This window comes from Streptomyces dengpaensis, from assembly GCF_002946835.1.
Lineage (GTDB): Bacteria > Actinomycetota > Actinomycetes > Streptomycetales > Streptomycetaceae > Streptomyces > Streptomyces dengpaensis.
Window position 1 is genome coordinate 4,624,490 of record NZ_CP026652.1, and the last position, 20,974, is coordinate 4,645,463.

Consider the following 20,974-nt stretch of genomic DNA (forward strand, 5'->3'; position numbering starts at 1 on the left):
GGCCACTCCTCCTGACGGGGCCCGTCGGCCCACTCAAGGGATCCTCTGCCGGGACAGCAGGCCAGTCAATGGAGGTCGTCCGGGAAACGGCGGAGGCGCCATCCGCGGCCGCCGGACGGGTGCCTCGGACAGCAGGGCCAGGATGGAGTAGTGAAAGCTGGGACCTCTAACCACTGAATCTCCTGCGATCACCACTGAATCTCCTGCGAGCTGGAGGGCGCGCCCCCATGCCCCATCCCTACGTTCTGTTGTCCGCCGCCGTCTCCCTCGACGGCTTCCTGGACGACACCGGCCCCGAGCGGCTGCTGCTCTCGAGCCCGGCCGACTTCGACCGGGTCGACGAGGTACGGGCGTCCAGCGACGCGATCCTGGTCGGCGCGGGCACGATCCGCGCCGACAACCCGCGGCTCCTGGTCAACTCGGCCGAACGGCGCGCGGCGCGGGTCGCCGCCGGGCGCCCCGAGTACCCGCTGAAGGTCGCGGTCAGCGGGTCCGGCGACCTGGATCCGGCGGCGCGGTTCTGGCACACGGGCGGCGAGAAGGTCGTCTATACGACGGACAAGGGGGCGGGGAGGGCCGGGGACCTCTTGCGCGGCGTCGCCGGCGTCGATGTCGTCCCGACCGGGGCCGAAATCGACTGGCGTGTGCTGCTCGAACACCTTCATGACGTACGAGGTGTGCGGCGCCTCATGGTCGAAGGTGGCGGGCGGGTCCACACCCAGCTGATGCGGGACGGGCTCGCGGACGAGCTGCAGCTCGCCGTCGCGCCGCTCTTCGTGGGGGAGCCGGACGCGCCGCGGCTGTTCGGGCCCGGGGCGTACCCGCCCGGCCGGATGCGGCTCGTGGAGACACGGGCCGTCGGGGACGTCGTCCTCATCCGGTACGTCCCCACGGCGCCCGGCACCGAGGCTCTCGCCTCCGCCGCGGACCGGCACTGGCTCGCGCTCGCCTGTGAGCTGGCGGAGCTGTGCCCGCCGTCGGAGACCGCGTTCAGCGTGGGCGCGGTGGTGGTGGCCGCCGACGGGACCGAGCTGGCCCGCGGGCACTCGCGTGAGGGCGGCGACTCCGTGGTGCACGCCGAGGAGGCGGCGCTCGCCAAGATCGACCCCGCCGATCCGCGCCTCGGCTCCGCCACGGTTTACAGCAGCCTGGAGCCCTGCGCCCGGCGCGCTTCGCGGCCTGCGCCGTGTGCCCGGCTGATTCTCGACGCGGGAGTACGGCGGGTCGTCACGGCCTGGCGCGAGCCGGACACGTTCGTCGCGGGGGCCGACGGGAGCGGGCTGCTCGCGGCCGCGGGCGCCGATGTCGTCGTCCTGCCCGAGTACGAGGAGCGGGCCAAGGCGCCCAACCGGCACCTTCTGGCTGAACCGGGGAGGGAGCGCGCGTAAACGTGTGTGCTGGGGGTCCCGCGGATGGCGTACACTGGTTTCAACGACGCGGGGTGGAGCAGCTCGGTAGCTCGCTGGGCTCATAACCCAGAGGTCGCAGGTTCAAATCCTGTCCCCGCTACTGAAACCGAGGGCCGGAACTCGAATGAGAGTTCCGGCCCTCGGTGTTTGCCGTGTTTTGCCTCGGTGTTCGCCCTCGGTGGTTGCGGTGTCCGACGGGCGTCCGCCGCCTCACAGCCGCTGCTGATCGCTGGCGGCTGAGGGCCGCGGCGGGCCTCCACGCGCGTCCCCCGGTCGGTCCACACCGGTCGCCCGCCACCCCCGCTCCGGGAAGCCTGGACGAGTGGGGCAGCAAGCAGGCGAGCAGCGGGCCGAGGGTCCATACGGCCGGTCCGGTAGGCGGCTGCCCGGCGACCCCGCGCCCGGTACCGGCCTCGCGGACTCGGATTCCGGCCCGGGGGTCACCCGGCCGCCCGGTGCGGCGGACCCGGGCCGGCGCGGGATCTCGTACGCGCGGGCCTTCGTCCGGGCGCTGCCCGGGCTGCTCATCGCCGCCGGAGCCGTCTACGAGTACCTCACCCCGCCGGAGCCGACCCCGCAGGGTTCTTGATCGTTTGTGCCGTTTCTTGATCGTTGTCACGTGAGGTGATCGGACGGTGCCCCTCCGCATAACAACTGACGTGCCGTCAGGCAAAGGTACGTTTATGAATCATGGTCAACTCGCCCTATTTTCGCCGATGCTGACCCCAAAGTCCTGGCCAAAAGCGTTAACGATCAGTCGGAACGGCTTGGAATCCGGTGCCCGGGTCTATTAACGTTCGATAACGCAGCGCGGTCGTCCCAGCCGTCACAAGAGGCGGCTCCGTGCGCACGCGCCGAATTCCGCAAGGGAACCGGGGAACCACCAACTTGGGGTGAATCGAGCGTCTTTCACGGTGGAGCAAGCCGTGGTTGACGCGCGTAGGAGACCTTCCTGCTCCGAACCCGTCAGCTAACCCGGTAGGCGAGAAGGAAGGAAAGGAGTGCGCCCACGTGGCGTCCAACCGGCCCGCCCAGCCAACCTCGTTCGCGCCGAACGACACACAGACCTTCGGCTACGCCTACGGCAACGACGAGGGCCCATGGGAGGAGTGGAACCCCACTGAGGAGTCCGTCCGCCCCGTTCGCGGCCGGCATCGCGTCAGCAAGCAGCGCGGTGGGGGACTCGCCCGCAGTTCCACGGTTCTCGGCGTCGGTGTCATAGCCGCCGTCGGCGCGGGTGGCATCGCCACCGCGGCGCCCGGCAAGGCGCCGGTGTCGATCTCGATGCCCGACCTGCCGAACGTCGGCTCGCTGATCTCGGACGACACTCCCGAGGCGCCCAAGGGCTCCGCGACCGCGCTCAGCAGCGTCGGCGTGACCTCCGCCGACACCGAGCAGGGCACCACCGACGCCGGCGAGGCGCTGCGCACCCGCATCATGGCCCAGGCCGACCAGCAGCAGGACCAGGCCGAGACCGCGGCCCAGGAGGCAGCCGAGGCCGCCGCCGCGAAGAAGGCCGCGGAAGCCGCAGCCAAGGCGGAGGAAGAGGCCAGGGCCGAGGCCGCCGCCGCGAAGAAGAAGGCGGAGGAGGAGGCCGCGAGGAAGGCCGAGGCCGAGCGCCTGGCCGAGCTGGCCAAGCAGTACACGCTGCCGACCTCCTCGTACACCATCACCTCGACCTTCGGTCAGGCCGGCGCGCTCTGGTCCTCCGGTTACCACACCGGCCTCGACTTCGCCGCGCCCACGGGCACGCCGCTCAAGGCGATCCACACCGGCACGATCACCGAGGCGGGCTGGAGCGGTTCGTACGGCTACCGCACGGTCCTCACCCTGGATGACGGTACGGAGCTGTGGTACGCCCACCAGTCCTCGATCAGCGTCAGCGTGGGCCAGAAGGTCAACACGGGCGACATCATCGGACGCGTGGGCGCGACCGGCAACGTCACCGGGGCGCACCTCCACCTGGAGGTCCACTCCGGCGGCTCCGGCACCGGGATCGACCCGGCGGCGTGGCTCCGCGACAAGGGGATCAGCCTCTGATCCGTACGGTCGCCTGATCCGTACGGGCTCCTCAGCCGTCTGATCCGTACGGGCTCCTCAGCCGTCTGATCCGTACGGGCTCCTCAGCCGTACGGATCTGACGCGTGCGGGCGACCCCTGCGGTTCTGACGCGTGCCTGCGTTCCCTCGATCCCCGGCGGTCCTGACGGCAACCCCCCGACGTCAGGGCTGCCGGTTTCCGGTGCGCGCGACCTGGTTCTGCCGCTACGAGCGATACGGGTTGTACGCGGGATACGGCGCCGTGGCGGTTCCGTACGGACGGGCGTACGCGGGCGCCTGCCCGTACCCGTAGGCGTATCCGTACGCGGGCCACGGCTGGGGCACCGGAGCCGTCGTCTGCGCCGCGTACGCCAGGGCCGGCCGGGCGATCTCCCGGCGGCGCCACAGCGCGTCGAGCAACTCCCGTTCCCGTACGACGAAGTCGGCGCCCGCGCGGCCCCGGCGGCCCCGGTGACGCAGGAACGCCAGCGAGGTCGCGTATGCCTCGTACTCCGCGACCGAGCGGGCCGTGGCCTTCCCGAAGCGGTGGCCTGCCCACTCGCGGGCGAGCCGCCGCGCCCGCATCGAGCCGAGCACGTACGGCTCCGGCACGGTCAGCCACCCGGCAGCGGCGTACGCGGGCAGTTCCGAGCGAACGGTGCGCAGTTCGCGCTGCCGCGTCCAGATGGCCAGCCAGGTCACCAGCCCGAACGCGGGCACCATGAACGCGGCGTAGACCGCGAAGAACCCGTACTCCCCGAAGCTCGCCGAACCGTTCCAGGCGGAGTGCATGCCCATGGCGAGCAGCAGTCCGGCCAGGGGCAGCAGCACGCGGCGCAGACGGTGGCGTTCGGCGGACAGTGCCGCGATGCCGAAGCCGATGCCGGTCAGCACGGTGAACAGCGGGTGCGCGAAGGGCGACATCACCACGCGGACGAAGAAGGTCGCGGCGGTGACGGACGCGAGCCCGCTCTCGCCGCTGAGCTGGTCGGTGCCGAAGGCGGTGCCGAGGTAGAGGATGTTCTCGGTGAACGCGAAGCCGGTGGCGGTGACCCCGGCTATGACGATCCCGTCGACGATCCCGGTGAAGTCGCGTCTGCGGAAGAGGAAGACCAGCAGCACGGCCGCCGCCTTCGCGGACTCCTCGACGATGGGCGCTATGACCGTCGCGCCGAGGGTGTCGGCGCTGGATGGATCCGTGGTCGTGGTCGCTATCCATCTGGTCGCGAAGCTGTTGGCGACGATCGCTATGAGCGCGGCCGCGCCGGCACCCCAGGCGAAGGAGAAGAGCAGGTTCCGCCAGGGGCCGGGCTCGACCCGGTCCAGCCACCAGAAGGCGGCTATGAGCAGCGGTACAGGGAACACGGCGAGGCCCAGGCCGACGAGAAAGCCCTGGGTGCCGGTCTGTTCGCGGACGAGGGCCAGGATCACCAGCCCGGAGATCGCGAGCAGCGTGATCAGCGTGCCGTATCTGACCCATCGGCGCTGCCACCAGTGCGCGTGCCGCAGCGCACCGCCGGAGGGACCGCTGGGATGCGTCGGGTGCGGGGGGCAGGTGGCCACGGCATTGACCCTAACGAGGGACGGCGCGGCCCGCGACGGCGCCTCAGTCGGTGGCGGGGTGCCCGGGGGTGTGCTCGGCGGGGTGCTCCACCCGGCGGAACAGAAGGTCGTGCACCACATGGCCCTTGTCCAGTCCCTGGCCCTCGAACCGGGTCAGCGGGCGGAAGCCGGGACGTGGTGCGTAGCCGCCGTCGGGCTGGGTGTTCTCGAAGTCCGGGTGTGCGGTCAGTACCTCGAGCATCTGTTCGGCGTACGGCTCCCAGTCGGTCGCGCAGTGCACGATCGCGCCCGGCTTGAGGCGGGTCGCGACGAGGCTGAGGAACTCCGGCTGGATCAGCCGCCGCTTGTGGTGCCGCTTCTTGGGCCAGGGGTCGGGGAAGTACACGCGCAGGCCGCTCAGGGACTCCGGCGGGAGCATCTCCTTGAGCAGGATGATCGCGTCGCCGTTGCCGACGCGGATGTTGGACAGGCCGTTCCGGTCGGCGAGATTGAGCAGGTTGCCCTGTCCCGGGGTGTGGACGTCCACGGCGAGGATGCCGGTCTCCGGGGCCTCGGCCGCCATCTGCGCGGTGGCCTCGCCCATGCCGAAGCCGATCTCCAGGACTACGGGGCGGTCGGTGCCGAACAGCTCCGTCAGGTCGATGGTCCGCTGCCCGTCGATGTCCAGGCCCCACTTGGGCCACAGCCGCTGCAGCGCGTCCGCCTGGCCGGCGGTCACGCGACTGCGTCGCGGCTGGAAACTCCGGATCCGCCGCTCGAAGTGCGAGCCCGCGGGGTCGGCCTTCGGGCCGTCGGGGAAGCGGGGTTCGCCCTTGGCGCGGGTGTGACGCAGCGAGCCGCCGGCGGCGGGCTGCGTCTCGGGGAGGTTAAGGGAGTCAGACACAGTGGGGTCGATTTTACGGGGCGGTGCGGTGGTGGGGTTTTCTCGCCCCCTCCGCCCCTGCCCGTCCCTGGGGGCTGCCGCCCCCAGACCCCCGCTTGTGGCGCTTCGCGCTCGTCCTCAAACGCCGGACGGGCTGAACCCCTGGGGCGGAGGGGGCGAAAACCGCTTACGCCTCCGCCAGCGCGCCCAGTGCCCTCCGGGCGACCTCCCGCCCGATGGGCAGGGAAGCCGTCGCCGCAGGCGAGGGAGCGTTCAGCACGTGGACCGTCCGCGGGCCCTCCCGGATCAGGAAGTCGTCCACCAGCGTCCCGTCACGGAGAACCGCCTGGGCCCGCACCCCCGCGGCAGCGGGGACCAGGTCCTCCGGGGCCACCCCGGGCAGCAGCCGCCGCACCGCGTCGGTGAACGCCGGCTTCGACACCGACCGCCGCAGCTCCCCCGCCCCGTACCGCCAGTGCCGCCGGGCGATCCGCCAGGCTCCGGGCCACGTCAGGGTCGCGCCCAGCTCGCGGGGCCGGACGACCCCCCAGCCGTACCCCTCGCGGGCAAGCGCCGGTACCGCGTTCGGCCCGACGTGGACGTCTCCGTGAATGCCCCGGGTGAGATGGACCCCGAGGAAGGGGAAGGCGGGGTCGGGCACGGGATAGACCAGTCCGTGCACCAGCTCGGGCCGCGCCAGCTCGAAGTACTCGCCCCGGAAGGGGACGATCCGCATCCCGGGGTCGTCCCCCGTGAGCCGGGCGATCTCGTCGCAGTGCAGCCCCGCGCAATTGACCAGCACGCGCCCGCGGACCACCGCACCGCCGGCCGTGCGGACGGCGGCACCGAGGCCGGGGCGGCGGTCGATGCGGACGACATCCGCGCCGTAGCGGATCTCGGCCCCGGAGGACTCGGCGAGCTGCCGGGCGACCGAGACGAAGTCGCAGATGCCCGTCGTGCCGACGTGGATGGCGGCGAGGCCGCGCACGTGCGGCTCGTACTCAGCGATCTGGGCCGGGCCCAGCTCGCGTACCGGAATGCCGTTCTCCCGGCCGCGCTGCACCAGTGCGTGCAGCCGGGGCAGCTCGGCTTTGTCGGTGGCGACGATCAGCTTGCCGGTGACCGTGTGCGCGATGCCGTACTCCGCGCAGAACTTGACCATCTCGGCGGCGCCCCGCACCGCGTACCGCGCCTTCAGGGAGTCCGGGCGGTAGTAGATCCCGCTGTGGATCACCCCGCTGTTGCGCCCCGTCTGGTGGCGGGCGGGGCCCAGCTCCTTCTCCAGCACCGTCACGCGGGTGCCCGGCGCCGCGCGCGTGATCGCATACGCGGTCGACAGGCCGACGATCCCGCCGCCGATCACCAGCACATCGCAGTCGTACATGCTCCGCACCTGCTCCACCTCCCGACTCCGATAGTGCACTGCGCCACTGACAATGCCCTCAAACCCGGGGAGGCCCCCGGCGCGCCGAAACAGCGGCCAGGGGCGCGGGGACCGCGGCCCTAGGCGGGAGCCATCAGCAGCGGCCGTGCGCGCTCGCGCAGTTCGACCACACGCGGTTCGTCGCCGTACGGCTCCAGCCGGTGCAGGAGGTCCTTCACGTACTCGGTGGTACGTGCGGAGGATATGCGTCCGGCGACCTCGACCGCCCGTACGCCCTGCGCGCACGCCGCGTCGAGGTTGCCCGACTCGAGTTCGGCGACCGCCGACACCACCAGGCGCAGCCCGTGGGAACGGACGAACTCCTCCGTCGGCTTCGACAGCGCCTGCTCGGTGAAGCGGCGCACCTGGCGCGGCGCCTTCAGGTCGCGGTAGCACTCGGCCGCGTCGGCGGCGAAACGGTCGTACGAGTAGAAGCCGAGCCAGGACGGGTCGTTGTCGCCGTCGCGGGCCCGCTCCAGCCAGCCCTCGGCGGCCTTCAGAGCGGCGCCGGCCGCCTGGGCGTCACCCGCGCGCGCGTGTGCGCGCGCCTCGACGAGACGGAAGAAGCTCATGGTGCGGGCCGTGGCGAGACCCCGGTTGCGCTCCAGGGCGGCCTGGGCGAGGTCGACGCCCTCGTCGCCGAAGCCGCGGTAGGTCGCCTGGAGGGACATGGAGGCGAGGACGTAGCCCCCCAGGGGCACGTCGGCGGCCGCTCGGGCCAGGCGCAGCGCCTGGATGTAGTAGCGCTGGGCGGCCTCCTGCTGGCCGGTGTCGAAGGCCATCCAGCCGGCGAGGCGGGTCAGTTCGGCGCTGGCTCCGAAGAGGGCTCTGCCGACCTCGTCCGAGTACGAGGCGAGCAGCAGCGGTGCCGCCTCCACCCTCAAGCACTCGGGCACCATGGACGAACGCCAGTCGCCGCCCCCGTACTTGGAGTCCCAGCGCCTGGCGTCCTCGGCTGCCTCACGCAGCTTCTGCACATCGCTGTGGCCGACTTTCAGCGGTGCTCCGGAGCCCTCACCGGGGCTCACCTCGCGCGCCACCGAACTGTCGGCCGGTGTTATCAGCCACCGTGAGGCGGGAGTCGCGTAAGCGCTCACCGCGAACGACCCGGCGAGCGACTGCCAGATGCCGCCGCTGCCGGCCCGGCGCCCGGCGAGGTCGAGGCGGTACAGCTCCGTGGCCGACCGCACCGCCTGTCCGACGTCACGGGGGAAGGCGAGGCCCACTTCCGGCGCGGGATCCGCGTCCGCCAGACCGATCTCGTGGAGCGGCACGGGGCGGCCGAGCTTCTGGCCGATGGCGGCGGCGATGAGGTGCGGCGCCGCACCTTGCGGCACCATTCCCTTCGACACCCAGCGCGCCACCGACGTCTTGTCGTAGCGAAGAGTCAACCCGCGTTGAGCGCCAAGGTCGTTGACGCGTCGCGCGAGTCCTGCGTTGCTGATTCCCGCGAGGGCGAGAACGGCGCCGAGCTTTTCGTTCGGCCCGCGTTGCTCCCTGGACATGCGCCACCCCTCGACACAGACGGCTGCCGCGCTGGCATAACCACGCGGCATTCGTAAACCCAGCGTAGTTCGCCCAATCCCAGGCGTTAAGGGGCGTAGTTCCGGATGGCGGGATTGTGGTCCATACGACAGTACGGACGGTCGCGGCGTGCTCCCACTGTGTGGCTGTGCGCCCGTCCGTGCGCTCTTCTCCGGCCACCGGGGGAGCGCTTCCATGGTCGTGCGTGGGTCGGCCCGCTGTACTGGATCCAGTGGGCTGGGGGACACCGCCGCCTCCATCCCCGCGGGCGGCGGACCGGTCCGGGAGGCGAACTCCGCCTCCCGGACTGTGCGTTGCCGAAGCGGTGCGCAGGGCCTGTACGGAGCGTGTGCACGGCTGTCCATCCGCAGCTGAAATGGCCGAAAATCGCTGGCCGCCCTCGGGGGCAATCAGGGCTCCTACCACGTCAGTTGAGGGCGCGTGGGGTGTTTTGGGGGAGCGTAGCGGGGGCGCATTCGCGTCGGCTCGGGGCGGGTTGAGTGTCGGGCGGGTGGCGCCTGGGTGGGGCTCGGGCGCCGGTTGGGCGGGCCCGGGCGTCGGGCGAGAGGGCGGTCCGGGGCTCGTTGTGCGGTGGCTCCATGGCGGCGTGGAGGCCCGCAGGGGGCGCACTTCAGGGAGCGCAAGCCGCCGCAGGGGCCCTCCAGCGCGCTTTCTTCGTGGCAGCATGGTGACCGGTTCGTACGGTGCACTGGTTGTCCACAGCCTGTGGAGGCGGCGATGCGATGGTTGGTGGGGTGGAGCAGTACCGCCGCCAGAGCGCCTGAGTTCGGCTCGGCGGGCGCCACGGGGAACGACGGCGAGACCGTGCACCCGGTGGGTTCCCAACTCCTATGGGGCGACCCCGATCCGCTGTGGGCCGTCGGCGACTGGCGCCCCGACGAGGTCCGCGTCGTGAAGGCCGGCGCGGAGAACCGCATCGCCGTCCTCGGCACCTGCGGGGCCTCCGACGAAGAGCTGCGCGTCGGGCTGTTCGCCGCGCGCGGAGGAGCACTTCGGCATCTGACCAACTGGTCCGGCAGCTACACGGCGGTCGTCCAGGTCGGCCGGCGAGTGACCGTCTGCGGTGATCTCGCGGGCGCGCGGCCGGTGTTCTACACCCCCTGGGCGGGCGGCACGGCGTACGCGACCGCCGCGCTCCCCCTCGCCGACCTCATCGAGGCGAACCTGGACTTCGGGCACCTGGCGGCGCTGCTCGCCGCCCCCGACGTACCGGCCGCGGTGCACGACTCGACCCCGTACGAGGGCGTGCGGCGCATTCCGCCGGGGCACGCGCTGATCCTGCGTGCCGGGGCGCGCGAGATCGCCGGGTACGAGCCGGTCGCCTCCCTCGCGGTGGCGGCGCCCGCGGCCGACCCCACGAGAGCCGTGGACGCCGTACGCGACGCCCTCGTCGAGGCCGTACGCGCCCGTCTCGCCGCGCCGCGGCATGTACCCGGCACCGATGTGGACCCCGGGCCCGTGCCCGGGATGGGGCCCGCCGAGCGGCGCGCCGCGCGCGGGATGCCGGTGCCGGGGATCGGGGCCGATCTGTCCGGGGGGCCCGCGTCGGGGACGCTGGCGCTGCTCGCGGCGGGGCTTCCGGGGGCGCCGGGGACCGTTCTGGGGCACGGGACGGGGGCCGGTGAGCGCCTGCTCGCGGTCACCTTCAACGACCTCGCCGTCCGTGGGCGGGAGTCCGAGCTGGAGCGGGCCGGGACGCTCGCCGCCAATCCCCGGCTGCACCATGTGGTCGTCGCCGGGGGCGAAGAGGTGCTCCCTTACGCCGACTTGGAGGGCCCGCTGACGGACGAACCGGGCCCGTCCCTGGTGACGGCGGCCCGGCACCGCGCGCGGCTCTCCTCCGGGAGCGCGGACCACTTCACGGGCTACGGCGCCCGGCAGGTCCTGGACGCGCACCCGGCGCGTCTCGCGGATCTGCTGATGGACCGCAAGAGGCGTCATCTGGTGCGGCCCGTGGCCGCGTTGGCGAAGGCGGACGGTTCGGTGATGGTTCCCGCGCGCGTGTACGGCGCCGCGCGGAAGCTCGCCCGTACGCCGTACCGCACCGGCGTCGACGCGCTCGCCGACCGGCTGCTGCACCGGCGGTTCGAGGAGCCGGGAGGCGCCGTGGGGGCGTCCCTCGCCGCGCTCACCTGGGCCAGACCCGGGCCCGCGGCGCGCTGGCTGACCGGGGAGGCGCTGGCTGAAGTAGCGGTTCGCCTGCAGGGGGCGACGGCGGGGCGGCCGGGGGTCGGGCCCGGGCAGCGGCCGGGCGACTTCCGCGCGCGTGCGGCGCTCACGCGTCACGCGGCGGATCTGCGCGTCCTGGAGCAGGCGGCCGAGATCCGCTTCCAGCGGCTGCACGCGCCGTTCCTCGACAACCAGGTGGTACGCGCGTGCCGTGACCTTCCGGAGGCGCTGCGGGTGCAGCCCGGGGCGCGGGCGGCGATCCTTCGTACGGTGCTGGAGGGGGCCGGGGTGGCTGATCTGCCCCCGGGCTGGGGTGCGCCCTCGCACGCGTCCTCGTCGGCGGCCGCGCGTACGGGGTTGCGGGTGGCGGCGGATTCCTTGATCACTCTGTTCGACACCCCTCTGCTCGCCCAGGCGGGCCTGGTCGAGGCCCGCGTCGTCCGCAAGGCGCTGCGCTCGGCCGCGGAGGGGGAGGCGCTGCCTCTGGACGGGCTGGCCGATCTGGTCTCCCTGGAGGTGTGGCTACGGCGCCTGCTGGCTCGACGGGGGACGTGCTGGACGGGGACGCCTGCTCGGCAGCGGGCGGTGCCGGCGGGGATTGTGCCGCAGGGGCGGGTGTTGGGGACGTAGCCGCTGCCGCTGCCTTCACCGGGGTCTCCTGCCGGTGGGTGGGCTTCCGCCGGTGGGTGGGTCGGGGCCGTGCCGTGCCGGTACATCCGCCCGTCGCCGCTGAATCAGACGTTGCCTTACGGGGATTCGTCTCCAGATCCGAACGTAAGCGACGGGCATGTGATGTACCGGCACGGCACGGCCCCTTCCGCGCGCTGGCGACTGCGGGTGCACCATGTCAGCCCGTCCGGCGTTTGAGGACGAGGCCGTTCAGGCCGAAGGGGGGTCTGGGGGCGTAGCCCCCAGGTACGGGAATGGGTAGGGGCGGTGGGGGCGGGAAACGTTGGTTACTCGCACAGCATCTTTGACTCCGCCCAGTCCGCCAGCGCTCCCGAGTCGAAAGGCGAGTGGGGTTCGACGACGAGGCGGATCGTCTCGCGGCCGGTGAGGTTCACGTGGACGGGGATCGCCTGGTCGCCGCCCTCCATCAGCGGGGACCGCCAGAGCTGCGCCCCGTCGGCGTACACGGAGAAGCGCACCTTGCCGAGGCCCGTCGTCATGTCGTCGGCACCGACCATCGCGTCGTACGAGGAGCAACTGCGGTTGAGGTCGATGGTGACGGAGGAATGGCCGTGGACGGTCACCCCGTGCGCGTACTGCGTGTTCGCGATCGACACCCCGTCGCGCTGCCACACCCAGCTGCTCTCACCGAGCCGCATCTCGGGTTCGGTGTGGTCGCCGGTGACGCCGTACTCCAGCCCGCTCCACTGGTAGACGGCCGGTGCGGGCGGGGGAGACGGCGGCGTCGGAGTCGGGGTCGGCTTGGGCGTGGGTTTCGGGGTCGGCTTCGGCGTAGGGGTCGGCGACGGCTTGGGCGTCGGTTTCGGGGTGGGCTTGGGTGTCGGAGAGGGCGTCGGCGCGGGCGGCGGGGCAGGCGCCACCACCGGCGGCTTCGGCGGGGGTGTCTTCTTCGGCGGCTCCGGCGGCGGCAGCGGCGCCTCGACGGCGGGTGAGGTGGACGGTTTGGCCGCCGGCTTCTTGGCCGGGCTGTCGTCGCCGACCAGGGCGAGCGCCACCGCCGCCGCGGCCACCGCGACGACACCCGCCGCGATACCGGCCTTGGCCCGCGCGCCGAGCCCCTCCGAGGCGGCCGCGCCGCCACCCGCGCTCGCTCCGCCGGAGCTGCCGCCCGCCGCGGCGGCCGCGCCCGCGGCTCCGGCCGCACCCGCTCCGGCGCCACCGGCGATGAGCCCGACCGCCTTGGCGTACCCGGCGGCACCGAACCAACCGATGACCGCGACCGGCACGACCGCGGGGATCCCGCTGGCGACTTCCTTGATCTGACCGGCGGCCAGCCAGCACTTGGCGCACTCCTCCAGGTGCTTGCGCAGCCCCCGTTCGGCGCGCGTGCGCAGCCCGCCGCGGGCGTAGGCACCGAGCCGGTCGGCGTAGCGCGCGCACTCCTCGTCCATGGTGAGCGTGGCGCTGACGTGTGCCTGGAGGTACGCCTGCTTCAGGCCCTCGCGGGCGCGGCTGGCGAGCACGCGCGTGCCGTTGGCGTCGAGCCCGAAGAGTGTGGCGACCTCGCTCGGCGACTCGTCCTCGACCTCCGTGTGCCACAGCACGGCCTGCCACCGCTCCGGCAGCGAGCGGAAGGCCTGCATGGCCATGGACTGCTCGGCCTCGTGCATCGCGCGCACGTCCGCACCCAGGTCCAGAGTGTCCTCGTCGGTCACCTCGGAGGAGCGGGCGGCCTGCGTGGCGAACACCGCGAAGTCGTCGACGAGATGCTCCCGCTTTGCCGACTTCGTCCAGCCGGCGGCGACCCGGCGGACCGTCGTCAGCAAGTACGCGCGCACGGCGTGCTCGGGGCCGCTGCCACCGCGTACCGCCTGCAGCATGCGGGCGAACACCTCGGACGTGAGGTCGTCGGCGGTGTGCCCGTCCCGGCAGCAGGTGCGGGCGTAGCGGTGTACGGCCTCCGCGTGGCGCCGGTACAGCTCCTCGTACGCGGTGTCGTCGCCTGCGCGCATCCGCTCGATCAGACCGGCGTCGGACGGCGGAGGTTCGACCGGGGGCGACAGGACACTGCCGTCGCGCCGGTCGAACCGGTCGCGCTGCGAAGGAACGATGGGCTCGGGCGCGCCACCGGAGCGCCTACTACCGGCGGATGCGCCACCCGGCCGTGCGCCACCGGACGGTGCGGAGCCTGGAGGGACCTCCTGAGGCCCGCCCTGGCTGGGCACCGGCGGCGACGGCAGCCCGCCGGCTTCCGCGCCGCCGTCCGTGCCACCGTCACCGAGTGACTCGTCCCGCCCGTCAACGCTCATCGCGGAAAGCCCCCGCCTGCACACTCGGTCCCGAATACCCGGGAAAGAGTGCCATATTGACCTGCCGCGGGCCCCAGCTGTCCCTGCCAACCACTCGTCCGTGGGGTCTTGCCACCCCACAGCACTAGCGTTCACTCGTTTGGGGAAGGGTCAATCAGCGTTTCCCGCACGGGATTTGGCGCAACGTCGGCAATGTGCGGTACGGGCCGCAGGCGACCGCTCCCGGACTTACGCCGGGCGGGAGCGCAGCCCCTCCAGAAGGATGTCGAGGAGCCGGGCCGAGGCGGCGGCTTGCTGGGCGGCGTCCGGCAGCGAGGGCGCCGCCGTCGCTATCACCAGCAGTACGTCCGCCACGGTGACGTCGCCCCGCAGCTCGCCCGCCGCGCGCGCCCGCTCCACCAGCCGGCCGACCACCTCGAGCAGCGCCGCCGCACCGGCGTCGTCCGCCGCCGCGGCCACCGACTCCTCCTCGGGCGCCGACCGCTGCTCGACGAGCCGCAGTTCGGGCGTGAGCTGGGACCGCTGCTGCGGCACCCGCGCCTCGTCCTGCTCGGCCCCGTCCTCGGCGACGCCGACCCGCAGCACGTGCGGCGGCAGCAGCCGCCCGGCGCCCGAGGCCACCGACGTACGCAGGAAGCGCGAGAGCGCCGACCACGGCTCGTCCTCCTGGCCGAGCGCCGCCCGTGCCTGGTCGGTCAGCCGGGAGGTCTCCTCCTCGGCTATCCGACGGACCAGGACGTCCTTGCTCGGGAAGCGCCGGTACACCGTGCCGACACCGACCCGGGCGCGCCGGGCCACGTCCTCCATCGGCGCGCCGTACCCCAGCTCGCCGAAGACCTCGCGCGCCGCGCGCAGGACGTGCTCCAGATTGCGCTGTGCGTCCACGCGCAGTGGCGTCGTACGCGATCCTTCACCCGGACCGCGGCCATTGCCGCCCGCCGCCGCGCCACCGGATGCGATGGCAGACGCGGAAGGCCAATGAGAGTCCTGAATGTGCATAAGCGTTCCCCCGGTAATGACGTCTCCCCCCGGAGACTCTCCCCGCCATTGGTAGCCGGAGCGCGTGGAACAAGCTTGTGAGCACGAGCCCTCCTGCGGACTCGTCGAGCGCATCCCCCTACACCCCGTCGAGACACGAACATAGTTGAGCGGGGGTCAATTCAGAAGGGGCAGGTTCCGCACAGAGCGCCCCCCGATCGGAGTACGGGGCGGTTACGTCCCGATTACGCCTCCTCCGCCTACCCCACTTACCCCCGCTGACCTGCGAGTATTCCGCGCACTCGGGCAAATCGGCCAACTCTGCGCGTTGTCGGCGGCCGGTCACACAATTTGCTGGGCCTGTGGACAAACTCCAGAGAGGGGTGCGTCATGGGATGGTGAAGGAACGTACGCGCATTCTCATTGTCGGCGGCGGCTACGTCGGGATGTACACCGCACTGCGCCTGCAGCGACAGCTGAAGCCCGAACTGAAGCGGGGCGACGTCGAGATCACGGTCGTCTCGCCCGCCCCGTACATGACGTATCAGCCGTTCCTTCCCGAGGCCGCCGCGGGCTCGATCTCGCCGCGTCACGTCGTCGTCCCGCTGCGCCGCGTCCTCGACCAGTGCAAGGTCGTCATCGGCGAGGCCAAGTCGATCGACCACGTCAAGCGCACCGCGACCCTCACCACGCTCGCCACCGAGGACGAGGGCGCGGGCGCGGAGCAGATCACGTACGACGAACTCGTCCTCGCCCCCGGCTCGATCTCGCGCACGCTCCCCGTCCCCGGGCTCGCCGACTACGGCATCGGCTTCAAGACGCTCGAGGAGGCCATCGGCCTGCGCAACCACGTCATCGAGCAGATGGACATCGCCTCCTCCACCCGCGACCCCGCGATCCGTGACGCGGCCCTGACCTTCGTTTTCGTAGGAGGCGGTTACGCCGGCGTCGAGGCGCTCGGCGAGCTGGAGGACATGGCCCGCTACGCCACGCGCTACTACCACAACGTCCGGCCCGAGGACATGAAGTGGATCCTCGTCGAGGCCTCGGGCCGCATCCTCCCCGAAGTCGGCGAGGAGATGGGCAAGTACACGGTCACCGAACTGCGCCGCCGCAACATCGACGTACGCCTGGAGACCCGCCTCGAATCGTGCGCGGACCGGGTCGCCGTCCTCAGTGACGGCGCGCGCTTCCCCACGCGTACGGTCGTGTGGACGGCCGGCGTGAAGCCGAACCCCATCCTGGCCGCCACCGATCTCCGCCTCAACGAGCGCGGCCGCCTCAAGTGCACCGCCCAGCTGACCGTCGACGGCACCACGCACGCGTGGGCCGCGGGAGACGCCGCCGCCGTCCCCGACGTCACCGCCGAGGAGCCCGGCAAGGACACCGCGCCCAACGCCCAGCACGCCGTGCGCCAGGCCAAGGTCCTCGGCGACAACATCGTGCACTCCCTGCGCGGCGAGCCCCTGGAGACGTACGGACACAAATGCGTCGGATCGGTCGCGTCCCTGGGCCTGCACAAAGGCGTCGCACAGGTCTACGGGCGCAAACTGAAGGGCTATCCTGCCTGGTTCATGCACCGCGTCTACCACCTGAGCAGGGTGCCGACCTTCAACCGCAAGGCCCGTGTGCTCGCCGAATGGACCCTGGCGGGGCTCTTCAAAAGAGAGATCGTGTCTCTCGGTTCGCTCGAACATCCCCGTGCGGAGTTCGAACTCGCGGCCGGTGGAAAGCCTCCTCACGACCCGAAGGGGTCGTCCTGACCGGACCCAGGAACTCCACCGACAGGACCGACGTCTGACGGATGTCCGCCCGGTCGGCCGGACTGCCAGACTGGTCCACGACCTTGGGCGGGCCCACCACTCGCCCTTCTCACCCACGGGGCTTTCACCACTGTGCTGCATCACCTGGGGCAGTAAGAATGTGCGGCTACCGCCGCGCGGCCCCCAGACCCCCCAGCCGGATCCGGAGTCGGCCGGCGACAACGACACGAGGCAAGGATTCGTGAACTTCACGCGCTGGAGCGCCCGGCTCCCCGGAACGCAGCGCCGCGCCGCAGCGCGGACCGAGCACACGGTCTCCCCCGACCGGCGAGGGGAAGGCTCCGTACCGGCGGCCCGCGCCGAACAGCTGACCGAGGACGCGCCGCCCGCGCTCGACGTCGACGAGTTGCCGGTGCGCGAGGTCCTCGACCGCGTCCCCGCGCTCGTCGCCCTCGTACACGGCCCCGAGCACCGCGTCGCGTACGTCAACGACGCCTATAGGGCGGCCTTCGGCGCACGGCCGGCCGGCGAGCCCGCACGCGAGGCGCTGCCCGAACTGGACGAACTCGGCCTGCTCCCGCTCCTCGACCAGGTCCTGCGCAGCGCCAAGCCCCGCACGGTCAAGTCCCGCAAGGTCCCGAGCGGCCGCTCGTACACCTTCACCTGCACCCCGGTCGACACCTCCCCCGAGGGCCAGGGCGGCGGCGTACTCGTCTTCGCCACCGACGTCACCGACCATGCCGAGGCCGCCGAGCGGCTGCGCGCCAGCGAGCGCCGCCAGCGCGAGACGGCCGTCACTCTCCAGCGCTCCCTGCTCCCCCAGGAGTTGGAGGAGCCCGACGACCTGCGCATCGCGGCCACCTACCAGCCCGGCGGCACGGAGGCCGCGGTCGGCGGCGACTGGTACGACGTGATCACCCTCGGCGGCGGCCGCACGGCACTCGTCATCGGCGACGTCATGGGCCGCGGGGTGCGCGCCGCGGCCGTCATGGGCCAGCTGCGTACGGCCGTACGCGCGTACGCCCGCCTCGATCTCCCTCCGCACGAGGTCCTGCAGCTCCTCGACGGCCTCGCCACCGAGATCGACGCCAACCAGATCGCCACCTGCGTGTACGCCGTCCACGACCCCAACGAGGGGCGGCTCGTGTACGCCTCGGCGGGCCACCTCCCCATCCTGGTCCGCGACGAGAGCGGCACCGTCCACCGCGCCGACGAGCCAACCGGCCCGCCGCTCGGCACCGGCGGCTGGCTGCACGCGTCGGGCTCCGTCCCGCTGGGCCCCGGCTCCACGGCCGTCCTCTACACGGACGGCCTGGTGGAGCGGCGCGACGAGGACCTGGACGAGGGCATCGCGTCCCTGGAACGCGCCCTGGCAGGCGCCTCGGGCACGCCCCAGGTGATCTGCGACCGCCTGGTCCGCTCGGCGGGCGTCACGGCCGACCACGACGACGACGTGGCCGTCCTGGTCCTCCAGCACCCGGCCCGCACCGGCCCCGACGGCGACCTCTTCCGGAACGCCGCCCTGGAGTTGCTCGGTGGCGTGGAAGCGGCTCCACGCGCGCGTGCCTTCGCCTCCGGCGTCCTCACCAGTTGGCGGTTCCCGCCCGACCTCCACGACCTCGGCGTCCTCGCCGCGAGCGAACTCGTCGCCAACTCCCTCCAGCACGGCACCCCGCCCATGCGGCTACGCCTGCGCCGCACCGACCGCCGCCTCATCATCGAGGTCACCGACGGCGACGACCACCTCCCGCGCCGCCGCCGCGCCGAACCCGCCGACGAGGCGGGCCGCGGCATCGCCATCGTCGCCACGATCGCCTCCGGCTGGGGCTCACGGCGTACGCCCGGCGGCGGAAAGGCGGTGTGGTGCGAGTTCGCGCTGCCGCGCGGGGGGAATTGAGGCGGTGGGTTCCATAAGCGGGGTTCGCCCCCTCCGCCCCAGGGGTTCAGCCCGTCCGGCGTTTGAGGACGAGCGCGAAGCGCGACAGCGGGGGTCTGGGGGCGGCAGCCCCCAAGTACGGGACGGGTAGGGGCGGCGGGGGCGAAAAACCCTCTTGGCCCTGTCCCCCGGCAGCGCGCCCCTGCCCTTCACGGCCACCTGGTAAGGGGGCCCGCTGAAACGCGCGACGGCCGCCGCCGCGGAAAACGCGGTGGCGGCCGTCGTACGTACGTAGGTCAGGCGCTCGCCGACACCGGCTCCGCCGGCGCCCCGCCCTGCACGACCACCCGGCTCTTCGCGAGCGACGGCTGGTTCTGTACGGGGGTGAGCTGCCGACCCAGGCGCACGGCCAGGAACGTGATGCCGAGCGAGAAGAGCAGGAACGTCACGATGTACGGCCCGTGCAGCGACGCTCCCATCGGACCGCCCACCGCGGGACCGACCGCCAGCGCGAGCTGCTTCACCAGGGCGAAGGCGGAGTTGTACTGACCGGCCATGCCCGGCGGCGCCAGATCGGCGACCAGCGGCGCGACGGTCGGCGACAGCATCGCCTCGCCGAGCCCGAAGAGCGCGTACGTCGAGATGAACGCGGCGGTCGCCATGGTCTGGCTGCCGTGCCCGAGGCCCGCGTACCCGGCCGCGAGCCACGCGACGGCCCAGATCAGGCCGACCGCGGCGATCACCCGGGACCGCTTCCGGCGCTCGACGAACTTGAGCACCGCGAACTGCGCGACCACGATCATCGCGGTGTTCGCCGCCATGCCCGTACCGAGCGTCGACGTGGAGATCCCGGCCGCCTCGACGCCGTACGCGGAGAGCCCCGACTCGAACTGCCCGTAGCACGCGAAGAACAGCACGAAGCCCAGCACGGACAGCTGCACCATGGCCCGGTTGCCGAACAGCTGCTTCCAGCTGCCGGCCTTGGCCTGCGGCGCGTCACCCTCGATCCGCGGCGCGTGCGGCATCCGTACGGTCGCCATGATCACGACGAGCAGCAGGAACATCGCCGCCTCGATCGCGAACAGCAGCGTGAACGAACTCGCGCGCGACGTGTCGACGATGTGACCGCCGATGAGCCCGCCCACGCCCAGCCCGAGGTTATGCAGGAAGAACTGCAGGGCGAAGGCGCGCGAGCGGGTGTCCGCGGTCGAGCAGTCCACGATCATCGTCGCGAGCGCCGGCTGCATCACGGCCTGCCCGGCACCGAGCGCGGCCGCCGACAGCAGCACGGTGGTCGCGCCGCTCGCGAACCCGAGGCTCAGCGCACCGACGGCGGCGGTGACCAGGGAGGCGACCAGGACCGGCAGCGGGCCGCGCCGGACGATGGCCCGCCCGGCGAACGGCAGCACGACGAGGGCGGCCACGGCGAAAACGGCGAGCACGATGCCCGCCGTCATGGAGCCGAGTCCCCGCACCTGCGCCACATAGATGTAGAGGAAGGGGACGGTAAAGCCGAGCCCGAACGCGCTGAGTGCGTTCCCCACGTGGATCCGGCGCATCGCCGCGCCCATCGCCCTGGTCACTTTCACCTGCCTTGGTCGTGAAGCCACCAGACCGCTTCCGGTTGCATGGATGCAGGTCTGAAGACTTCGAAGCTAAAGTTAGATGTTAAACTCTACACATTGAAGGACTTCGACACCAAGCGACGTCATGCCATACTTTGGCCATGGGCGACACCCCCGGCGTCACTGAGCCGACACTCGAAGAGCAGATCGTCGCCTACCAGCGCGAGTTCCAGGACCTGGACCCCCAGGTCGAGAAAATCGTCTCGGCTCTCTCCCGCCTCAACCGGCGCATGAACGTCGCCTACGGCCGCCAGACCGCCGAGCTCGGCATCAGCAACGCCGAGTGGGAGGTCCTCAAGGCCCTCGTCCTCTCGGGCGCCCCGTACCGCCTGGGGCCGAGCGACCTCGCCAAGCGCCTCGGCCTCACCCCGGCCGCGATGACCCACCGCATTGACCGAATGGTCGCGGAGGGGCTGGTCACCCGCGAGCGCGACGAGTCCAATCGCGTACGTGTCATCGTGGAGCTGACGAACGAGGGGCGCGAGAAGTGGCTTGAGGCGATGCGCCTGGCTACGGTCTTCGAGGAGGAGCTCCTCCAGGACCTCTCCTCCGACGAGCGCGGTGTCCTGGGTGAGGTGCTGACCCGTCTTCTACGACGCGTGGAGCACGCTCAGCCGGACGCGGGCGGCCGGCTGAGCGACCTCGATTAAAGATCTTGACAGACGGGGTTGACGCCCCCATGCCGGATCCGTAAAGTTCTCCGAGTTGCCACGGAGCCGTAACGGTTCTGCGGTGGCACCCTGGCCGCTGATGCGGCACCCAACCACCAGCACGATCACCCAA

General features: G+C 72.1%; 14 protein-coding genes, 1 tRNA gene and 1 riboswitch. Of the genes, 8 read left to right on the forward strand and 7 right to left on the reverse strand.

All coding sequences use genetic code 11. The features are described from left to right. Nucleotides 1–227 precede the first annotated feature (227 nt). From C4B68_RS21465 to C4B68_RS21480, 4 genes are all read left to right on the forward strand, one after another. Nucleotides 228–1,388 carry a dihydrofolate reductase family protein gene (locus tag C4B68_RS21465; protein WP_099506038.1) on the forward strand — a complete coding sequence of 387 codons (1,161 nt, stop codon included), beginning with the start codon at nucleotides 228–230 and terminating at the stop codon, nucleotides 1,386–1,388. Between the two features lie 47 nt (nucleotides 1,389–1,435). Beyond that, a tRNA-Met gene (locus C4B68_RS21470) sits at nucleotides 1,436–1,509 on the forward strand. Nucleotides 1,510–1,731: 222 nt separating this feature from the next. After that, nucleotides 1,732–1,998 carry a hypothetical protein gene (locus tag C4B68_RS21475; protein ID WP_099506037.1) on the forward strand — a complete coding sequence of 89 codons (267 nt, stop codon included), beginning with the start codon at nucleotides 1,732–1,734 and terminating at the stop codon, nucleotides 1,996–1,998. 253 nt (nucleotides 1,999–2,251) lie between these two features. Then, nucleotides 2,252–2,409, forward strand: a riboswitch (cyclic di-AMP (ydaO/yuaA leader). Between the two features lie 11 nt (nucleotides 2,410–2,420). After that, entirely contained in the window at nucleotides 2,421–3,449 is a 1,029-nt protein-coding gene (locus C4B68_RS21480; RefSeq protein WP_099506036.1) for a M23 family metallopeptidase, read from the forward strand. A 224-nt stretch (nucleotides 3,450–3,673) separates the two neighbouring features. On the opposite strand, the gene C4B68_RS21485 is transcribed toward C4B68_RS21480, so the two are convergent. The 4 genes from C4B68_RS21485 to C4B68_RS21500 all read right to left on the reverse strand — a co-directional run bounded on the left by C4B68_RS21485 (nucleotide 3,674) and on the right by C4B68_RS21500 (nucleotide 8,801). Further along, nucleotides 3,674–5,011, reverse strand: coding sequence for a PrsW family intramembrane metalloprotease (locus tag C4B68_RS21485; protein ID WP_099506035.1), 1,338 nt, complete (start codon nucleotides 5,009–5,011; stop codon nucleotides 3,674–3,676). A 43-nt stretch (nucleotides 5,012–5,054) separates the two neighbouring features. Continuing rightward, nucleotides 5,055–5,894, reverse strand: a complete 840-nt coding sequence (trmB, locus tag C4B68_RS21490; RefSeq protein ID WP_099506034.1) for a tRNA (guanosine(46)-N7)-methyltransferase TrmB — start codon at nucleotides 5,892–5,894, stop codon at nucleotides 5,055–5,057. 166 nt (nucleotides 5,895–6,060) lie between these two features. Next, entirely contained in the window at nucleotides 6,061–7,257 is a 1,197-nt protein-coding gene (lhgO, locus tag C4B68_RS21495) for an L-2-hydroxyglutarate oxidase (protein ID WP_099506074.1), read from the reverse strand. Between the two features lie 119 nt (nucleotides 7,258–7,376). Continuing rightward, nucleotides 7,377–8,801 carry an NsdA family TPR-like regulatory protein gene (locus C4B68_RS21500; protein WP_099506033.1) on the reverse strand — a complete coding sequence of 475 codons (1,425 nt, stop codon included), beginning with the start codon at nucleotides 8,799–8,801 and terminating at the stop codon, nucleotides 7,377–7,379. A gap of 757 nt (nucleotides 8,802–9,558) precedes the next feature. On the opposite strand from C4B68_RS21500, the gene C4B68_RS21505 reads away from it, so the two are divergent. Further along, nucleotides 9,559–11,640: an asparagine synthase-related protein gene (locus C4B68_RS21505; RefSeq protein ID WP_099506032.1), complete on the forward strand. Its 2,082-nt coding sequence runs from the start codon at nucleotides 9,559–9,561 to the stop codon at nucleotides 11,638–11,640. 326 nt (nucleotides 11,641–11,966) lie between these two features. On the opposite strand, the gene C4B68_RS21510 is transcribed toward C4B68_RS21505, so the two are convergent. Both C4B68_RS21510 and C4B68_RS21515 read right to left on the reverse strand, forming a co-directional pair. After that, complete coding sequence (locus C4B68_RS21510) at nucleotides 11,967–13,949, reverse strand: sigma-70 family RNA polymerase sigma factor (protein WP_099506031.1); 1,983 nt, start codon at nucleotides 13,947–13,949, stop codon at nucleotides 11,967–11,969. A gap of 228 nt (nucleotides 13,950–14,177) precedes the next feature. Further along, on the reverse strand, nucleotides 14,178–14,948 hold the full coding sequence (locus C4B68_RS21515; protein ID WP_099506030.1) for a TetR/AcrR family transcriptional regulator: 771 nt from the start codon (nucleotides 14,946–14,948) through the stop codon (nucleotides 14,178–14,180). A gap of 374 nt (nucleotides 14,949–15,322) precedes the next feature. Between C4B68_RS21515 and C4B68_RS21520 the strand changes: the two genes are divergently transcribed. Both C4B68_RS21520 and C4B68_RS21525 read left to right on the forward strand, forming a co-directional pair. Then, nucleotides 15,323–16,690 (forward strand): NAD(P)/FAD-dependent oxidoreductase, encoded by a 1,368-nt coding sequence (locus C4B68_RS21520; protein ID WP_099506029.1) that lies wholly within the window; start codon nucleotides 15,323–15,325, stop codon nucleotides 16,688–16,690. A gap of 241 nt (nucleotides 16,691–16,931) precedes the next feature. Next, nucleotides 16,932–18,587 (forward strand): ATP-binding SpoIIE family protein phosphatase, encoded by a 1,656-nt coding sequence (locus tag C4B68_RS21525; protein WP_099506028.1) that lies wholly within the window; start codon nucleotides 16,932–16,934, stop codon nucleotides 18,585–18,587. 275 nt (nucleotides 18,588–18,862) lie between these two features. Here the strand turns inward: C4B68_RS21525 and C4B68_RS21530 are convergent, their stop codons facing one another. After that, nucleotides 18,863–20,137, reverse strand: a complete 1,275-nt coding sequence (locus C4B68_RS21530; protein ID WP_099506027.1) for an MFS transporter — start codon at nucleotides 20,135–20,137, stop codon at nucleotides 18,863–18,865. A 155-nt stretch (nucleotides 20,138–20,292) separates the two neighbouring features. Here C4B68_RS21530 and C4B68_RS21535 point away from each other — a divergent pair, with 155 nt between their 5' ends. Then, nucleotides 20,293–20,841 carry a MarR family winged helix-turn-helix transcriptional regulator gene (locus C4B68_RS21535; RefSeq protein WP_099506073.1) on the forward strand — a complete coding sequence of 183 codons (549 nt, stop codon included), beginning with the start codon at nucleotides 20,293–20,295 and terminating at the stop codon, nucleotides 20,839–20,841. Nucleotides 20,842–20,974: the final 133 nt, after the last annotated feature.

What these genes read in the sequence shown, in the direction of transcription:
- C4B68_RS21465 (WP_099506038.1), top strand. Translation starts at nt 228, where the DNA reads ATGCCCCATCCCTACGTTCTGTTGTCCGCCGCCGTCTCCCTCGACGGC.
- lhgO (WP_099506074.1), bottom strand. Translation starts at nt 7,257, where the DNA reads ATGTACGACTGCGATGTGCTGGTGATCGGCGGCGGGATCGTCGGCCTG.
- C4B68_RS21500 (WP_099506033.1), bottom strand. Translation starts at nt 8,801, where the DNA reads ATGTCCAGGGAGCAACGCGGGCCGAACGAAAAGCTCGGCGCCGTTCTC.
- C4B68_RS21505 (WP_099506032.1), top strand. Translation starts at nt 9,559, where the DNA reads ATGCGATGGTTGGTGGGGTGGAGCAGTACCGCCGCCAGAGCGCCTGAG.
- C4B68_RS21510 (WP_099506031.1), bottom strand. Translation starts at nt 13,949, where the DNA reads ATGAGCGTTGACGGGCGGGACGAGTCACTCGGTGACGGTGGCACGGAC.
- C4B68_RS21515 (WP_099506030.1), bottom strand. Translation starts at nt 14,948, where the DNA reads ATGCACATTCAGGACTCTCATTGGCCTTCCGCGTCTGCCATCGCATCC.
- C4B68_RS21520 (WP_099506029.1), top strand. Translation starts at nt 15,323, where the DNA reads ATGGTGAAGGAACGTACGCGCATTCTCATTGTCGGCGGCGGCTACGTC.
- C4B68_RS21530 (WP_099506027.1), bottom strand. Translation starts at nt 20,137, where the DNA reads ATGGGCGCGGCGATGCGCCGGATCCACGTGGGGAACGCACTCAGCGCG.
- C4B68_RS21535 (WP_099506073.1), top strand. Translation starts at nt 20,293, where the DNA reads ATGGGCGACACCCCCGGCGTCACTGAGCCGACACTCGAAGAGCAGATC.